We start from the raw sequence: 16,983 nt of genomic DNA, 5'->3' as shown, positions 1-16,983 counted from the left end.
TATACCATTTTTATCCTACTTAATAGAAGGGTTTTACCTATAATTTATTTATAATAAAACACTTCTTCAGTGGCCACGCTTTACTCATGTGGAGTCTCACGCCTTCCACTCCACTCAAAAAAGTATCAAAATCAACAATTAGCTCTAACACAGCCTTTAAAAATAGAGGTTGTTCGGTCCGGGAACCATTGCTGTCTCATCTCTTCACGGATCGTCAAAGTACTCCCCTTGTTCCTCGATCTTCTCTGCTCTAATTATCTTTCTTTTTGGACTCGACTAAAAAATCCGATTTCCACACTTCTCTCTTTTCCGTTTACATCGAACTTCGGATTTCGATAACGATAATTCCCCACTACCCATTTAGTGTAATTAATGTTATTTTTTCGGCTTTGTTCTTCCGTTCATATTATATCAAGAATAGTGATGAGATTGGATTATATTGCTAAAATTATCATAGGAATATAATCTTATTATATGCATGTTTCAAAGAGATTTGGTTGCCTTTTATTTTATCGCTCTTTTCGTATAGATTGTTGTTATTTAACCCGCAGGAGTCTACGTGTATTCTGGCTGCTCAGTGCTTCAGTCATATTTTTTATTTGATTCATAAACAACAAACTTTGAGAAAAAGCCTATTTTATTGATAAACTAATACTAGGTGATGAAATTGAAAAAGATTATTCTTTTTGATGGTGTATGTAATTTATGTAGTGCTTCTGTTCAATTTATTATAAAAAGAGATCCTAATGGGATTTTTGCATTTTCCTCCCTTCAAAGTGAAACAGGACAAAAGCTGCTGAATGAATATAAAATAAACAACCATTTAGACAGCTTAGTACTTATAGCGGATGGAACATATTACAAAAAATCGGATGCTGTACTTCAAATCTGCCGTCAACTAAACGGCGGGTGGAAATTTTTTTATGTATTAAAAATAATTCCTTCGTTTATTCGCGACCCATTTTACCATTATATTGCTAGTAATCGTTATAAATGGTTTGGGAAAAAAGAGATCTGCATGCTGCCAACAAAGGAAATAAAAAACCGCTTTCTTTAAACAAAATGTACACTTTGTCTAAAGAAGACGGTTTTATTTAAAGGTAAGAAAGCATAAATTTTAATAAAAAAACGAACCCTCTTTTATAAATCAAAGGTTCGTCATTACGTTTTATTCATAGCTGTTAATTCCTTTTATTTTTCTTTTTTTAAACTTGTCGGGATTTTTGGTAAATGAAATAATGGACTAGATGCTTTAACAAACATTTTGGATAAAGATAATGTTGCGTTTGATAGATGTTTAGCAGTCGCTTTCTTCAAATTTATCACCCCCTTTCAAGACATCATTCATGCGATGTATGCCTTTAATCATAAAAGGAATAATGGTGATACTTTGCAGATATGCTCCTATTAAAAATGCAGGATAATCGAAAAACACTGCAAGCAAACTACTCATAAATAAAATACATAAAGCAAAATTTTTCTTCTTCTTTTCCCAGCTTATTGCATGAACAACTTGATCTTGTTCGTAAAATGGGGCATAACGGATATATAAATAGAAAGCACATACTGCATAAAATATAACAGAAATGATATGAACTGATAAAAAGGATCCGATTACCATAAAAAGTGTACTTCCTAATGAGCAAGCGAATGCATGGTTCAAGTGTGGACCACCTGTTAGCAATCGCATACTCATAAAAGCAAAAGCTATAGCTAATATATAAAACGGTTTTCCAATGATAAAACCAACTGCAGTCAGCAGCAGCGTTGTCATAATTATGTTAAAAACGATGATGAAGCCAAAAACTAACACATCATGTGGTGCTGTTTCGTCAGGATTCGATTTTTTTATTTTGTCTGCAAACACTACTGCATATCGCTCTATCATCGTTTCAACCCCTTATAGAGAATGTTTTCACGTACTCATATAACTGGAATCAAAATCTTAACACTAACTGGATCTAAAACAATATCTACAGTCGCTTTATTTTGTTTTAACTTGATGATGGCATCAAATAAACCTAAATCTGTGTTAATTGGATCAATAAAAAGATTGGCTGCTATTGTATAAGAAAAATATTTATCTGTTATTTCTATGTTAATGTGGATCAATTTCTGGACATCGGAAGCAGCTTGAAAAAGGGAAAGGATTAAATCATCAATAATTAAACTTAAATTTCTAATTTGGCTTAAACTTGTAAATTCTTCTGAACTTATTTGCGTTTTAATTACCATCTCAACCTCTAATAAATCGGCCAATTTCCTTTTATTATTGAAAAAAGAAAATAATAATGGGTCGAGTCCTTCCATTCCTTCCCTGAAATTTCTTTTCTTCCAATTATTATTTATTTGCTGCAGCTGATGTGTGTCCATATACTCTGTAATAATAGAAGGTGAACCAGAATGATTTAATTTTTCAATTGCTCTGAAATGCATGACATATTCTTGTTTTAATTTCTCTACAAATGTTGCTATTTGCTGTTCTTGGTCTAAATAATACTTTTTTGCATGCAATAATTGTTTCATTTGAAGCTGTGAATGTAAGATTAAATAACACAGCATCATTCCAAACAACACGATGATACTCAGCAGAACAAATGAATATTTCACTTGTTTATCTACCATCATAACAGCCGTTCCTACACATATGAAAATATAAGTCATCACAAATAGTGCTTGAATCATTCTTTTTATTTTTTTATCGAGATTATCCGCTTTTAATTGATACCTCAATTCAGAAATTTGAAGCTTGTTTCTATATAAAATATAACAAAAAATCAATAATAAGGAAATAGTTATTACTGGGATTATTACTGAAACATTACTCATTTTAAAAAGCTTTACATAACTTCCTTGCAGGATACTGGAATACAGCTCAATAATAAGCAGCTGCAGAAATAAATAGAATCCGTACCCAATACTTGTTAAAGTGATTGCTTCTATGTTATTTGTTTTCAATCCAAATTTTATTAGAGTGATTAAAATAATTATTTGTATACCCACTATTACAGGAATGGGAAGAGAGATTGCATGTAAAAAAATTGATAAAAAGCTCATTAATGCGGATTGAATGATGATGCTTTTTATATAATTTTTATATTTATAACCTAGGAAAATAAGTGGAAAGGAAATTAATCCACCCCATTCTATTAGAGATACTAAAAAAGTTATTATATAGCTCATAAACAATCGATCTCCTAACTGATCTAAAAACAAGGCTCTTTGCGTATAGATTGTTGTTATTTAACCCGCAGCCTGAATACACTTCGCTTTCCGCGGACGAGTGCCGAGCCTCCTCGTCGCTATGCTCCTGTGGGGTCTCGTCTTTCTCGCTTTTCTAAGCAGGAGTCTACGTGTATTCAGGCTGCTCAGTGCTTCAGCTATGTTTATTTTTTTATTCAAAAACAACAAACTTTTAGAAAACAGCTTAAAAAAAGATGACATGCTGTCACCCTTCTTTCTTATCACCTAATCCAAAAATAATCTCTGCTTCACATGCAATTTCACCGTCTACTGTTGCTACACATTTGCCTTTACCAAAGCTTCCGCGAACACGAGTCATTTCTACTTCTAAACGAAGTTGGTCGCCAGGATATACTTGCTTTTTAAAACGGCAGTTATCAACTCCAGCCAAAAATGCTAGTCGTCCTTTATTTTCTTCTTTTATCAGCATTGCTACTCCACCAACTTGCGCTAACGCTTCTACGATAAGAACACCTGGCATAACAGGAAAATCTGGAAAATGCCCATTAAAGTACTCTTCATTTGCCGAAACATTTTTTATTCCAACAGCACGTTTTCCTTCTTCCACTTCTAAAATTCTATCTACTAATAAAAATGGATAACGATGTGGAATAATTTCCTTGATTTGATTTATATCTAACATTTTATGACCTCCTACTAACATGTGATTCTATCTTATTGTACTAAAAAACGATGGGAAAAACCAAAATAAAAATGATTGCTCACAGAAGCTAACATAGTTTTCACTCACAACCCGGTATGAAAATAAGAATTTGTTTAGGTAAAATTCACAAATAAATAGTGTACGTATCCAATCCATACTATATATTAATTAAAAACGAAATATAGAAGCAGAAAATTTCTATCATTACATTTCAAATAAGCGTAGCTTCGCCGCCTTTTACATCGTTTTATTTTTTATCTACTAAATCGATAATATGTGTCCAAGTTTCTTTTTTGAACGCATCGCTTGCTTTTCCATTCCCCATTACGCTATAGCCTATTACTGTTCCTGTACTGACGCTAAACGCCATCAATACAATAATTAACAGGATACGCAGCCAAATGGGAATAAGACGAACTCTTATTTTTTTTCTAGCAGCAGTAGTATTATCTTCTTTTTGCTGACTTGCTGCTTTTATCTGTTCTCTTGTTTTCATCATTTCTTGGCTACTACTGTTTACTGACATTATCCTATCTCCTTTTTAAACACGTACTTTAACGTATCCCGTTAACTAATCCCATCATTTGGTCGGCAATTGTGATGGATTTTGATTGAAATTGATAGGAACGCTGTGTTGTTAGCAGATTCACCATCTCTTTGCTTATATCTACGTTTGAATTTTCTAATGTATGCTGCTGCACTGCGATTTGCCCTCGTAAAGGTCCATCTAAATCTGTCAGCGCCTCGGCATTTTCAATATTGCCTGGAAGTCCATATAAATTATCCCCTTTTTTTTCTAAAAGCTGAGGGTAATTTGCATAAGAAACACCTAAGTTTACATTTTGTTCCTGTCCATTAGACAAAGCAGCAGTTAGTGTTCCTGTTGCAGATAACTTATATTCGTTTACATTATTGTTAAGCAAAATTGGATTATTCGTTTCATCTAAAACGGCATATCCTTGTTTCGTTACAAGCATGTTTTCATTTTCCGAAACGGGCGTTAAATAAAATGCCCCATCTCTTGTATATTGTACTTCAGAAGATTGTCCATTATTTACAAGAACACGGTATAACTGGCCTTCTTTTGTAAAAGCAGTATCCAATGAACGGTCCGTAGTTTTTAAACTTCCTTGTGACATTACCGTTTGCGATTGTGCTACCTTTGCCCCAACACCTTGTCGAATTCCGTTAGGAGTTAAACGGCTTACTTCTAAATCCGCATTTTCCTGATTATTAAACTGTTGAAAAAGCAAATCGGTAAATGTTGCATTTTTCTTTTTGTAGCCATTTGTATCTACATTCGCTATATTGTTGCTGATTGTATCCATTTGCTTTTGTAATTGCGTTAATGTATTTGTTGCTGTTAACATCGTTCTATTCATGTGTATCCCCCTGGGTGGGTGTAATAGCCACTACTTTACTTTGTATTATACTTTGCCGATCTCATTTGCTGCCTTGTCCATGCTTTTATCGTAAGCTTGCAGTATTTTCTGATTAGCTTCAAAGCTTCTATAAGCTGTCATCATTTCTGTCATTGTTTTTGCGGTATCAACATTTGAGTTTTCTAAAAATCCTTGTTTTAACTGAAAAGCTACTCCATCGGCTGTGTATGCATTTTCGAGGGCATTGTCATCTTGTTGGCGATAAAGACCGTCGCCCTCTTTTACAAGTGCTTGCGGATTATTTGTATAGCTTATTCCTAAACGATACCTTTCTCCATTGCTTCCTGTTAAAACACCATCACTCGAAACGGTAAATTGATCATTTTCAAGCTGAATCGTATTATTATTTTCATCTAGTACATAATAACCGTTAGACGTAGTTAAAAATCCTTGGCTGTCCAAAGTAAAGTTTCCGTTTCTTGAATAACGGACTTCTCCATCTGCATTTTGAATGGTAAAGAAAATAGAGCCCGTTTTATTGTTATCATCACCAGGAACTGTTTGATTCACAAGTGCCATATCTGTTTTAAGTTCGGTTTGCTGTAAATCACCTTGAACAAAATTCGGAATAGCTTCTTGCATGTATACACCTGTCGCCAATAATCCAATCGGAGTTTTTTTAGTTATCCCAGTAAAAGAATTCGTCTCTACACTTTTTTGTAAAAGTTCCGGAAAGGTACGAATGCTAGAATTGTCTGCCTTAAACCCTGGAGTATTGCTGTTTGCCATATTATTTGTTAACAATTCCGTTTTTCTTTGCTGTGTCAACATTCCAGATGCAGCAGTATAAAAACCTTTAAACATAATGATCTCCATTCTTTTTAATAGTTTTATTCCTAATTTCAAAATATACCGAACTTATCTATATACACTATTATAAAAAAAATCGACAAATATAACAGTATATTTTGCCGAAAATAAGCAATTTTTGCTATTAAAATTGACTATCTTCCTATATAAGTCGAGAATCTACAGAGTCGATCTTTAAATAAAAGTGGTTAAACAGATTTTCCGAAAAAAAAAAAATCGACTACTCGGAAACATTCCAAAACAGTCGATTTTTATAATAAGACAACTTATTTAAACACTAATATTATATATCCCATTATTACCCTAATCTTTTTTTCGGTAAACGATCGATATTATCCAACATGATGCCTGTTCCAATTGCTACACAATCCATTGGATTTTCTGCCACTAATACAGGCACTTTTAATTCTTCCGCTAATAATTGGTCCATTCCGTGCAGCAATGCGCCGCCGCCTGTTAATATAACTCCTCTGTCAATAATATCTGCTGACAGCTCAGGAGGAGTTCTCTCCAGTACACTTTTTGCAGCTTGGACAATAACTGCTACTGATTCTTTTAAGGCAAGCTCAATTTCTTCTGAATGTACTTTAATCGTTCTTGGCAGACCTGAAACCATATCTCGACCGCGAATATCCATTTCTTCTTTTCTAGCTCCAGGGAAAACAGTCCCAATATTAATTTTAATATTCTCTGCTGTACGTTCACCAATTAAAAGTTTATATTCTTTTTTAATATGGTGCAGGATTTCATTATCGAACTTATCCCCTGCCATTTTAATACTAGAAGAAGTAACAATATCCCCCATTGATAAAACAGCAACATCAGTTGTTCCGCCGCCGATATCAACTACCATATTTCCACTTGGTTGGAAAATGTCCATTCCAGCACCAATTGCTGCAACCTTTGGTTCTTCTTCTAAATAGATTTTTTTCCCGCCGCTTTTTTCTGCCGCCTCTTTAATGGCCTTTTGTTCTACACTCGTAATATTAGTTGGGCAGCAAATAAGAATTCGTGGCTTAGATAAAAATCCTTTTACATTTAACTTATTGATAAAATGTTTTAACATAGCTTCTGTTACATCAAAATCGGCTATAACACCATCTTTTAATGGGCGAATCGCTACAATATTGCCCGGTGTACGACCAACCATGCGACGAGCTTCTTCTCCAACAGCAAGCACTCTCCCCGTGTTTTTATCAAGTGCTACTACTGATGGTTCATTTAATACAATTCCGCGACCTTTTACATGAATTAATACATTGGCTGTTCCTAAATCAATGCCGATATCTCTAGCAAACATTATGTTTTCCTCCTGTCATTATTTTTCCGTAAATTCCTACCGCTACTCCGATTAGGCACATATCTTGTCCTAGTTTTCCCATGCTCATAAAAAGTTTTGTGTGAACTATTTCTGACACACTTTATTAAAATAGATAGCTCGTACTTGTATGTAAGAAGCTGGATAAAGTGGAGGTTACTTATGTTATTTCACTGTCTATTCAACTTTATCTCATTTCTTATTCATTTATTATTTTAATTTCCATTCATTTATAACATGAAAAAATATTCATTTCTATTGATACCAATCGTTTTATATCCTATACAAAGTATCATTTCTTTAGTATACTAAACATATGAAACATGCGTTCCTATTAGAGGAGGTTCAAAAAGGCACCAAATGATAAGCGGCGAATCTCTTCGTTGGCTTGCTTCTAATTTGTTCCCTTTTTGAACTTACATTAATGATGTTTTTGCGGTAAGCATATTATCCCACTCTAATTTTCTATTTTATCATAACCATGCTAAAAGGAATAACTTTTTGTAAAAATTTAGCGGTATTTCAGCAATTTTTTTCTAATTCGTTTATTAGGATAAAATATATTCGTCATTAACTTTCATTCAAAAAAGAATTTTGTTATAAAGAAACCTTTTTCAACAAGGCTGTTTTCATATAGATTGTTGCTTTTAAACGCGCAGCCTGCATACCCTTCGCTTTCCGTGGGCGAGCGACAAGCCTCCTCGTCGCGCATACGCTCCTGCGGGGTCTCGTCTTTCTCGCACTCCCACAGGAGTCTACATGTATGCAGGCTGCTAAGTACTCTTCTCCCATTTTTTTATGTAAAAAACAACTAACTTTGAGAAAACAACCCTCAACAAAAATAAAAAGCTCTATTTTTGAGCTTTAATACTTTATCAATTAATTTATGTATAGTTTTGGTTCTATCGACGGAGGTTTCCCCATCGATAGTAGTTTTTACTGCTTTATTGTGTATATGCGGTCCTTTTTTGTTATAAAAATTATACAGTTTCCCCTTCTAATTCTTCTTTTTTATACTTCATTTTCGTTGCTTCCCCACCACGAAGATGTCTGATTGATTTATGGTAATCAAGAATTTCTTTCACTTCATTGGCTAGATCCGGATTAATTTCTGGAAGCCTTTCTGTTAAATCCTTATGAACTGTACTTTTGGATACGCCAAACTCCTTCGCAATAACGCGAACTGTTTTTCTCGTCTCCACGATATACTTTCCAATCTTGATAGTTCTCTCTTTGATGTAATCGTGCACACCACTCGCCCTCCTTAAATTGGATGTGAGAAGTGTGAAATGAGACTCGCTTTTCGCTTCATAGAAATTCTTCATCCCGCACGTTTCCTTTCATACTCATGTAAAGTAGCTTTATTCCTCATGCGGCAGAAAGCTTACAGCGCTTTCTGAACTTATTATGATTAAGCATGTTCCCGACTGCATACCAATTATCTGTAAACGACTCTTCACTCCAAACTTCATCTTTGTAATGTTTGTAACAGTTTATTAGCTTGGGTATCAGTTTATGCAGAAAAAAGTGAATAGGGACAAGGTTTTGTCTTATTTTTTTTAAAAAGATTCCTTCTTCCATAAAAAAGAGGGTATCCAAACATAACTAAACAAATAATGACAGAACCAGCACTAGTAGGGAAAAGAAGACAAATTTCTCGGGAAATAACGATAATTTACAGAATAAGATAAAAGATTAAGTGGAAAATAATCGAAATAAGAAGATACGGTATTTAGTTCGACAATATAAGCAGGGATTAACTAGCTTACCTTATTCATTAAAAAAAGCCTGGTCTTCTTATTAGCGGCTATTTTTGCCAATAAGAATCACCAGACTATTTATCTTTTTATGCGTTAGGATCGGTTGTTACGCTGCTTTCAGAGTTTGGTTCATCTGTTGTTGATTCAGTAGAATCAGATGATTTTTTTTCTTGTAAAGAAGCATCATCACTTGATTTTGAATCTTCTACAGAAGAGCCTTCCGTACTTGGTTCTGCACTGCTTTCATCTAGTTTAGAATCTTCGTCGCTTGCCTTTTTTTCTACTGCCGCATTATCTTCTGTAGCAGCACTGGCACCGATTGATTCATCTTTTTCTAATGCACTTAATGACTTATCGAAAAAGTCAATCGGATTTACAGCCACATTGTTTTTGCGAATTTCAAAATGTACATGAACACTGGCTTCTTTATTAAAAGAACTTTTACCAGCTGTTGCAAGTGTTTGTCCTTTGTCTACTTGGTCGCCTTTTTCCACTTTAAAATCTTTTACTGATTGATACACTGTTTTGATACCATTTCCATGATCCAACTCGATTGTATTTCCTAACACTGGATCTGTAGTGACATTTGTAACGGTTCCACTTAAGGATGCAACAACATTAAATTCACTGTCATCCTTCATTTTCAAATCGATACCTGTATTCGGTTGGTACATATTATCATAGAATACTAATGCACCTACTTGTTTGTCTTTGCTTTCTGCATTGTCATAGAATTCTTTCTGTGTAACAACTGCATCTGGGTCAGCTACTGGCCAAGCAAAATTTTCTAAGTCTTTACTCACTGGCAGCCCTGGATCATTAAATTGTTTCGTTGGCGAATCAGTTGCATCATATTTAAAATCATCGCTGTTTGATACACTGTTTTGATACCAAAGAACACCTGTTAAAATAATGGCTGCACTTGCAATATAAACGGCTGGGAATGCCCAACGCTTTTTAAAGAAGCGTTTTACTTTCGAATTTGGAGAAGTACGTTTGTTTTCTTCCTCTCTCATTTATCATCACCTCAGCAATCATTCTGAACAGATAATGAGAATTATATACATTCTTCAAAAAAATTTTAAAAAGTTATTTTTCGACAAAAACCACCTTATTATTCATATTTTATTAAAATTATGACTGACACTCCCACCGCTAAAGCAATGGGGTTCTGAAAAACTCTTGCTTCTCTTCATTCATACATGTACAAGTACATTCACACACTCCACACTTTTACAAGTGGACGGCTTGGGAATGAAGCACTGACATTAATAAACATCATGTTTAAAGGTTTATTCAGAACTTTCACAGCCAAAGCAACCTCTGTTGCCATTTACGACTGCATCTATGGCCCTCACAGACTCGGTAGGTCACACCGCCATTTTTGTTTTTTAAACCGCTGCTGCAGCTTTTTTGTTTTTTAATTGAATGCCTGAATTTAACACCATTACACCTTGTTTCTCTATTCGTTCTATTTCTTTATCATGTAAAGATTGAAACAGCTCAAATGTCTTTTCACAAAGTTTTCTATTCGTTTTTGTTCCGGTACAATTGGAATTCATCAACAGAAACGCCGAGTATAAATCTCGTTGAATGCTTGTCCCATCATCAAAGCTGTGCCATCTTTCTTTCAATTCTTTTTTCGTATAATCATTTGTCTTATGATTATATTGACTCGCTTTAAATGTTCTTGTATTCACTTTTTTAAATATTCCGCCTTGAGCTGTTACTTTTCGTTCAAGTATGTTTATAAACATTGCAGGAGCACGGTGCCCTATACTTTTTCCAAAACGCTTTTTACGTTTGTATTTTCCTGTTTTTTCACTGATTTCTATTTTCTTAGAACGTTTTTGCAAACTCTTTATGTTCATTTCTTCCCAGTAATGTTCATCTCCGAAAGAGAGGAGTCTATTAGCTAATGTACGATGAGATAGTTTTCTACAAACGGCCTGTTTTCGGTATAACTCTTTCAGTTTCGATTTTAACTTCAAATAACCTTTGGAGTAAATCCACGTCTTTTTTCCTTTTTTAATCGTTCCATCTGGATGATAATTTTTCGGATTCATCGCTCGTTTTGAACGATCCATTTTTCTTTGAATCAATCGAATTTTCCTTGATAGATTCATCACATTCCCAGCTAAATTCGTTAAGAGAACGTTATTCTCTCCAACGACTGCGATAGAAGAAGTTCCTAAATCTCCGCCAACACGACCTTCCCCTATTTGATACCTAAATGAACCATCTTTATTTCGTTTCGCTGGAGGAAATCCTTGAACGATCAATTGTGCAAAATAACGAGTTTTCCCACGTATTACACGTTTTACAATACGAACATATTTCACTTTATAGAAAGAGTTTTTTACCTCGCCTTTTTTAGTTTTGTATTCAAATTCAACGCTGTTTTTGAGGTTAGACAATGCTTCCTGCATGTACAAATCATTTTCTTTTATCATTAAATTTATTTTTGTTTTTCCATAAACAATGTTTCCATCTCGATAAAACCACCCGGTATTGTTTTTCTTCCCTTCAAAACTAACTATTTCTCCGCGTTTAATAAAGTTTACTCTCTTGGATTCACCCTTCAATTTCTTATGAAACGTATTCCAAGCACGAGTAGCTGCCTTCTGAGCAAAATCTGCATTTAATGTATTTCCAAAATGGTTCCGAATGGCTTTAAGATAATCGTGCATAGCATACTCCGTTAACTCAAATTGTTCTTGTATATCAAATATTTTCCTCATGATTTGCTTTTTCTCGTTTTGATAGAATTGGATGTTCTTTTTATTTCCTTGTGCTTTGTAGTAGGAGAGTTTTTTAGAAACAGCACGAAGACATCTACTTAATTTTTTATATTTTTTTGTCCGTTTCATTTGTGCCTCACGTTTTAATAATACTCCAAGACACGAATTATAAATGACGCGACTCACTTCTAAATCGCTCTCTATGTCTTTTATAATAGAAGGATTTGTCCATAATTCCATCGTTAATACATAGGAAGGTTTTTTCTCCTTTGCCATTACAAAAACCTCCATACAGAACATTTGTTTGCGTTATAATTATAACAAATAAAATGGAACAAATGTACCTTTTAACAAAATGTTCAAAAAAAGCAAATTCCTCCCACACCTGAAGGAATGGGCTTCCTTTGCCTAAAATTCTGTGAAAACTTAGTTTCTCTGCAAAAAAGGCCTGGCTCATTTTTTAGCCAAGGCGCTTCCGCTTTTCTTTGTCTAGCTACAGCGCCTAGCCCCTGTGAAAGATAATCACTTGTCTCTAAAAGTAAAAGACACTTTTTGAGACAAGTGAACATTTTTCTTCGGGGCTGATCAAGGCGCTTCCGCTTTTATTATTTTTTTGCCGTATATTTCGTTAACAAACTACTTGCATCTGCTACTTGAACACCTTTATAGTAATGTTTCACAATATCTTTATAGTTCTTTCCTTCTGAAGCCATTCCATTCGCTCCATATTGACTCATGCCAACACCATGGCCATATCCTTCTGTTGTAATTACGATGTTGTCTCCTTTGCGTACCCATTTAAAATCAGTGGATTTTAACTCAAGTTTATCTCTTATATCTTTACCTGTTAACACTTTGCCATTAATATTTACTTTCGCAACACGTTTTCCTGCTGTGTACGCTGTAATTTGTCCTACTTCTGCGCTGCTGGTTAAGGTAACGCCTAGTTTTTGTTCAAATTCCGCTACCGACAGCACCTTTTTTCCATTATATTTTGGAGACTTTATATCCCACGGACTTTCCACACTTGTTAAATAGGGGATCTTATTTGGCCATATGCTACTAGAGCTTTCAGTATAACCATTGCTTGTCGAAAAAAAAGTGGCATCAATTGGTTTACCAGCATACGTCAGTATTTGCCCCGAAGTAGCTGCGACAGCTTCTTCCAATTTTTTAATTTTCCAATTATAATCAGATGCTTTCCAAAGCTTTTTTAATTCTTCCCTGCTTTTATATACTTGATAATTGATAGAATCACCAACTACTGCCCCGTCAGGAAGGTCTGATGACTCACCGCTTTCCAACTTCTTTACAATGTAGGTTCTTGCCGTTAACGCTTGAGCCTTTAACGCTTCTGGATTAAAATCTGCAGGCATTTCACTAGCTACCACTCCAAGAACATATTCATCTAAATCTAGCTTTTCTACTGCCTTTTTATTTTCTCTATAAACTGCTACCTCAACGGCAGGCCCTGAAGTCTTTTTGCTTTTATTTACTTCTTGCACATTTTCTCCTAATTTTCCACTAATCTTTGCCTCCATAAAAGGTAGAACTAATATGGAAGGTATTAATAATGTGATGGCAAACAGAATTACTCCTAGTACGATGAATGGTTTGATTTTAATCATGTCAAGGCCCCCATATGAACGAAATAAGAAAAGCGCAGGCGCCTTGCTCAGCCCCGAAGAAAAATGTTCTCTTGACTCAAAAAGTGTTTTTTACTTTTAGAGGCAAGAGGTTATCTTTCACAGGGGCTAGGCGCCGGAGCTGGACATCTATCTAACTTCAAAAAACTTGTCTTTCTTATCCAATAAATGACGTCTCTTCTTAACATTCATATGGAGTGGGACATGCTTTTATGACAAGATTAAGCAGGAGGAAAATTCTTTTCGAAACAACTAAATAGTTGTTCTATCAGCGTTTTTTTTGCATATTATTTCATTAATACCCTTTTTCCCGCCTAACTTTCAAAACCTCTAATTAAAAACCACTCTTTTCACATTCAATACCTTTTTAAAGAACAAAAGAGCAAGCGCCTTGAACAGCTCTGAAGAAAAATGTTCACATGACTCCAAAAGTGCTTTTTACTTTTAGAGGCATGGGGTTATTTTTCACAAGAGCTAGGCGCTGGAGCTAGATGCGGACACAACCGCCGAGTTATCCACAATCCCATTTCGTTTATAATTTCTTAGACGACAAAAAAACTGCAAATTTTATTTATCACCAATAAATAAAATTTGCAGCCAAATAGCTTTATGCATTTAAATCAGCAACATAAGATGCTGTTAATGTAACCTCTTCTTCTTCTGTTACTCTTTCAATATCCGCACCTAATGCAGCAAGTTTTTGATGGAAATTAACATAACCACGATCTAAATGTTTAAGTTGCGTTACGCGTGTGATTCCATCTGCAGCAAGGCCAGATAAAATCAATGCAGCCGCAGCACGAAGATCAGTTGCTGCTACTTCAGCACCTTGTAAATTTGTTGGTCCATTCATAATAACCGAACGACCTTCAATTTTCACATCACCATTCATACGTCTAAATTCTTCTACATGCATAAAACGGTTTTCAAAAACAGTTTCCGTTATCATACTTGTTCCTTTAGCACGAAGTAATAATGCCATCATTTGTGACTGCATATCTGTTGGAAATCCAGGGTGTGGCATTGTTTTAATGTCTACTGCTTTTAAATTATTTGCACTGATTACACGAATGCCGTCTTCTTCTTCCTTAAAAACAACACCCATTTCTTCCATTTTTGCAATTAAAGAAGATAAATGTTCAGGAACAGCTCCTTGTACAAGGACATCTCCTCCTGTAATAGCAGCGGCAACTAAAAATGTTCCTGCTTCAATTCTATCAGGGATAATACAATGCTCTGCACCAAATAATACGTCTACCCCTTCAATTCGAATTGTCCCAGTACCCGCACCTCTAACTTTTGCACCCATCTTATTTAAGAAATTAGCTAAGTCAACAATCTCAGGTTCTTTTGCAACATTCTCAATAACAGTTGTGCCTTTTGCCAAAGTTGCTGCCATCATAATATTTTCTGTAGCACCAACACTTGGGAAATCTAAATAGATTTTTGCACCTTGTAAACGATCTTCAACTGATGCTTCAATAAAGCCATTCCCCACTTGAACTTTTGCACCCATTGCTTCAAAGCCTTTAAGGTGTTGGTCGATTGGTCTTGAACCAATAGCACAACCACCTGGTAATGCTACTCTCGCTCTTCCGTTTCTAGCGAGCAGTGAACCCATAACTAAAACAGAAGCACGCATTTTACTAACATATTCAAAAGGTGCTTCCACACTTAACTCTTGTGATGCATCTACAACTACTTCATTATTATGAAATTTAACTTCCGCATTTAAAAAACGCAATACTTCGTTAATTGTATATACATCTGAAAGAGTTGGAACTGATTTAATAATACTTTTTCCATCACTTGCTAATAATGTTGCGGCGATTACAGGCAAAACGGCATTCTTTGCGCCTTCTACTTTAACCGTTCCATTTAACCTTTTTCCGCCGCGGACGATGATTTTATCCAAAGTGTATTCCCCTCCGCGTCCAATGTCTCTATATTAATATTCAATCGTTATGATGGGTGTGCCAACTACAATGGTAGTTTTACCGCCCATTCCTTGTGTTCTTATTCCTAATTGTAAATTCATTGCCTCTTTGCTGTTATGAACTGTCTCTTCAAATATTGGTGTATAAGCAGAAGTAGAAATAAATTCATTTTCTTTTAACGCTTCTATTTGTTTTGCTTGAAAAACACTTAGCAAATGGTTTACATAATAAGGCAAAGACTCATTAATCTTATCATTGAATTCGCCTTTTATACAAGAGAAAATTGTAGGTTCACCCCGAAATATGGCAGAAATATTTTCTTCTATTTGCTGTTGCAGCTTTTTATTTGTTTCGTCTTTTAACTCCTTCCCTTTTGCCTCATATATAATATATGATTGGGAAGTTTTTGTTGTTAAAGAAGTAGTAATAATAATGCTTTCTTCCATGTTTTTATTAGACCGCAGCAAAGCTTTCATTTGCCAGCTTTGTCGATTTTTTGTTTCCTGCCATTTCGCTGTCGGGAATTTTTCCTTCATTAATTCTTGGTAATTTTTCGCATCTTGTATGGTTGTTACATTTTCCAGCTTTTCTCTTGCATTTAGAGACCATTCATTGATTTGAATCCCGTTTTCATTTTTTAATATTTCATTTATAGTGAACAAATCAAGTTGTGTATGCGCATTAATGGTGTTATATCCAAGTATCCAAACAGCAAACCCCATAAAAATAGTGAAAGTGATATAAAATATTTTATTCATTTATAATTCCTCCCCCTTACTACCATTTTGTCCATGGCGAAGGATTGCATACAGAGGAATTGTCGTCACATTTTGACAAGAATATTTTCTTTAGTAATAGACATACTATTTTTTATACACACGCAATTTGAATTGTACAGAAAAACACCCCAAATGAAAACATGTATGAAGACCTATATTTTATGCTTTTTATGCAGTTCATTGCATAATTAATGGCAATTGCTGCGACCATGTTAAATAATCTAAGAAGAAATTACTAATAATGGAACCAATAATAATAGACAATAATACATATAATACTCTCGCTTGAAAAACTTTGTTTGCACGAAGGAATTTATCAAAATTTAAGGATTGTAATGCCCACCATGCTAATGCAATAAAAATAACATGAGCGATGATACTAAGTAACGCTTGCTGTCCGAAATTTGAAATCAACTAGACACATCCCCCAATCTAAAACGATTCCTTATGTACTAACTCTTATTTGACGAGTTAACTGCTAAAAAGGTTTCATCTTTTTTTATTTTTCTTATTAATTAGCTCCGTTTAACGATCATGTTGTTTATGGGAAGAGAATCTGCGAGACTCCTGTGAAAAAACGATCTAAGCAAGACGGCTTGCCAGTTCGTCCGCGGAAAGGGAGTGAATTTCCTGACCTTTTGAA

The 16,983-nt window shown here is 34.8% G+C and carries 16 protein-coding genes; 1 reads left to right on the top strand and 15 read right to left on the bottom strand.

Features of this window, described 5'->3' with window-relative positions; genetic code table 11:
• Window positions 1-661: 661 nt before the first annotated feature.
• Complete coding sequence (locus tag ACTXGU_RS07950; protein WP_443480997.1) at window positions 662-1,057, top strand: thiol-disulfide oxidoreductase DCC family protein; 396 nt, start codon at window positions 662-664, stop codon at window positions 1,055-1,057.
• 134 nt (window positions 1,058-1,191) lie between these two features.
• Here ACTXGU_RS07950 and ACTXGU_RS07945 read toward each other — a convergent pair whose 3' ends face one another.
• The 15 genes from ACTXGU_RS07945 to ACTXGU_RS07875 form a co-directional block, all read right to left on the bottom strand.
• Window positions 1,192-1,317 carry an AgrD family cyclic lactone autoinducer peptide gene (locus ACTXGU_RS07945; RefSeq protein WP_443480969.1) on the bottom strand — a complete coding sequence of 42 codons (126 nt, stop codon included), beginning with the start codon at window positions 1,315-1,317 and terminating at the stop codon, window positions 1,192-1,194.
• The gene (locus tag ACTXGU_RS07940; protein WP_443480968.1) at window positions 1,298-1,888 is read right to left on the bottom strand and encodes an accessory gene regulator B family protein; all 591 of its coding nucleotides are present in this window, start codon (window positions 1,886-1,888) and stop codon (window positions 1,298-1,300) included. Before ACTXGU_RS07940 ends, ACTXGU_RS07945 begins: the two co-directional genes overlap by 20 nt.
• A 35-nt stretch (window positions 1,889-1,923) precedes the next feature.
• On the bottom strand, window positions 1,924-3,183 hold the full coding sequence (locus ACTXGU_RS07935) for a hypothetical protein (RefSeq protein ID WP_443480967.1): 1,260 nt from the start codon (window positions 3,181-3,183) through the stop codon (window positions 1,924-1,926).
• A 265-nt stretch (window positions 3,184-3,448) separates the two neighbouring features.
• Window positions 3,449-3,886, bottom strand: a complete 438-nt coding sequence (fabZ, locus tag ACTXGU_RS07930) for a 3-hydroxyacyl-ACP dehydratase FabZ (RefSeq protein ID WP_443480966.1) — start codon at window positions 3,884-3,886, stop codon at window positions 3,449-3,451.
• Window positions 3,887-4,154: 268 nt separating this feature from the next.
• Window positions 4,155-4,433 carry a DNA-directed RNA polymerase subunit beta gene (locus tag ACTXGU_RS07925; protein ID WP_443480965.1) on the bottom strand — a complete coding sequence of 93 codons (279 nt, stop codon included), beginning with the start codon at window positions 4,431-4,433 and terminating at the stop codon, window positions 4,155-4,157.
• Between the two features lie 28 nt (window positions 4,434-4,461).
• Window positions 4,462-5,289, bottom strand: coding sequence for a flagellar hook-basal body protein (locus tag ACTXGU_RS07920; protein ID WP_443480964.1), 828 nt, complete (start codon window positions 5,287-5,289; stop codon window positions 4,462-4,464).
• A 45-nt stretch (window positions 5,290-5,334) separates the two neighbouring features.
• Complete coding sequence (locus ACTXGU_RS07915) at window positions 5,335-6,153, bottom strand: flagellar hook-basal body protein (RefSeq protein ID WP_443480963.1); 819 nt, start codon at window positions 6,151-6,153, stop codon at window positions 5,335-5,337.
• 304 nt (window positions 6,154-6,457) lie between these two features.
• Window positions 6,458-7,459 carry a rod shape-determining protein gene (locus tag ACTXGU_RS07910; protein ID WP_443480962.1) on the bottom strand — a complete coding sequence of 334 codons (1,002 nt, stop codon included), beginning with the start codon at window positions 7,457-7,459 and terminating at the stop codon, window positions 6,458-6,460.
• Window positions 7,460-8,457: 998 nt separating this feature from the next.
• Window positions 8,458-8,727, bottom strand: coding sequence for a sporulation transcriptional regulator SpoIIID (spoIIID, locus tag ACTXGU_RS07905; protein WP_101179322.1), 270 nt, complete (start codon window positions 8,725-8,727; stop codon window positions 8,458-8,460).
• 596 nt (window positions 8,728-9,323) lie between these two features.
• A complete protein-coding gene (locus ACTXGU_RS07900) occupies window positions 9,324-10,253 on the bottom strand; it encodes a peptidoglycan DD-metalloendopeptidase family protein (protein ID WP_443480961.1) in 930 nt (309 codons plus the stop codon).
• A 375-nt stretch (window positions 10,254-10,628) separates the two neighbouring features.
• The gene (locus tag ACTXGU_RS07895) at window positions 10,629-12,254 is read right to left on the bottom strand and encodes an RNA-guided endonuclease TnpB family protein (protein WP_443480960.1); all 1,626 of its coding nucleotides are present in this window, start codon (window positions 12,252-12,254) and stop codon (window positions 10,629-10,631) included.
• A gap of 329 nt (window positions 12,255-12,583) precedes the next feature.
• Window positions 12,584-13,606 (bottom strand): stage II sporulation protein D, encoded by a 1,023-nt coding sequence (gene spoIID / locus ACTXGU_RS07890; protein WP_443480959.1) that lies wholly within the window; start codon window positions 13,604-13,606, stop codon window positions 12,584-12,586.
• Between the two features lie 625 nt (window positions 13,607-14,231).
• On the bottom strand, window positions 14,232-15,539 hold the full coding sequence (gene murA / locus ACTXGU_RS07885) for a UDP-N-acetylglucosamine 1-carboxyvinyltransferase (protein WP_443480958.1): 1,308 nt from the start codon (window positions 15,537-15,539) through the stop codon (window positions 14,232-14,234).
• Window positions 15,540-15,572: 33 nt separating this feature from the next.
• Window positions 15,573-16,319: a YwmB family TATA-box binding protein gene (locus tag ACTXGU_RS07880; protein ID WP_443480957.1), complete on the bottom strand. Its 747-nt coding sequence runs from the start codon at window positions 16,317-16,319 to the stop codon at window positions 15,573-15,575.
• A 198-nt stretch (window positions 16,320-16,517) separates the two neighbouring features.
• The gene (locus ACTXGU_RS07875) at window positions 16,518-16,754 is read right to left on the bottom strand and encodes a DUF1146 family protein (protein ID WP_443480956.1); all 237 of its coding nucleotides are present in this window, start codon (window positions 16,752-16,754) and stop codon (window positions 16,518-16,520) included.
• Window positions 16,755-16,983: the final 229 nt, after the last annotated feature.

Source organism: Niallia sp. 01092, from assembly GCF_052318935.1.
Taxonomy (GTDB): Bacteria; Bacillota; Bacilli; order Bacillales; family Cytobacillaceae; genus Niallia.
The sequence above is the reverse complement of the archived record's forward strand: the minus strand, read 5'-3'. Positions and strand labels throughout refer to the sequence as shown.

Coding starts and splice junctions, on each gene's coding strand:
- ACTXGU_RS07950 (WP_443480997.1), top strand. CDS start 662: ATGAAATTGAAAAAGATTATTCTTTTTGATGGTGTATGTAATTTATGT.
- ACTXGU_RS07940 (WP_443480968.1), bottom strand. CDS start 1,888: ATGATAGAGCGATATGCAGTAGTGTTTGCAGACAAAATAAAAAAATCG.
- ACTXGU_RS07935 (WP_443480967.1), bottom strand. CDS start 3,183: ATGAGCTATATAATAACTTTTTTAGTATCTCTAATAGAATGGGGTGGA.
- fabZ (WP_443480966.1), bottom strand. CDS start 3,886: ATGTTAGATATAAATCAAATCAAGGAAATTATTCCACATCGTTATCCA.
- ACTXGU_RS07925 (WP_443480965.1), bottom strand. CDS start 4,433: ATGTCAGTAAACAGTAGTAGCCAAGAAATGATGAAAACAAGAGAACAG.
- ACTXGU_RS07920 (WP_443480964.1), bottom strand. CDS start 5,289: ATGAATAGAACGATGTTAACAGCAACAAATACATTAACGCAATTACAA.
- ACTXGU_RS07915 (WP_443480963.1), bottom strand. CDS start 6,153: ATGTTTAAAGGTTTTTATACTGCTGCATCTGGAATGTTGACACAGCAA.
- ACTXGU_RS07910 (WP_443480962.1), bottom strand. CDS start 7,459: ATGTTTGCTAGAGATATCGGCATTGATTTAGGAACAGCCAATGTATTA.
- ACTXGU_RS07900 (WP_443480961.1), bottom strand. CDS start 10,253: ATGAGAGAGGAAGAAAACAAACGTACTTCTCCAAATTCGAAAGTAAAA.
- ACTXGU_RS07895 (WP_443480960.1), bottom strand. CDS start 12,254: ATGGCAAAGGAGAAAAAACCTTCCTATGTATTAACGATGGAATTATGG.
- spoIID (WP_443480959.1), bottom strand. CDS start 13,606: ATGATTAAAATCAAACCATTCATCGTACTAGGAGTAATTCTGTTTGCC.
- ACTXGU_RS07880 (WP_443480957.1), bottom strand. CDS start 16,319: ATGAATAAAATATTTTATATCACTTTCACTATTTTTATGGGGTTTGCT.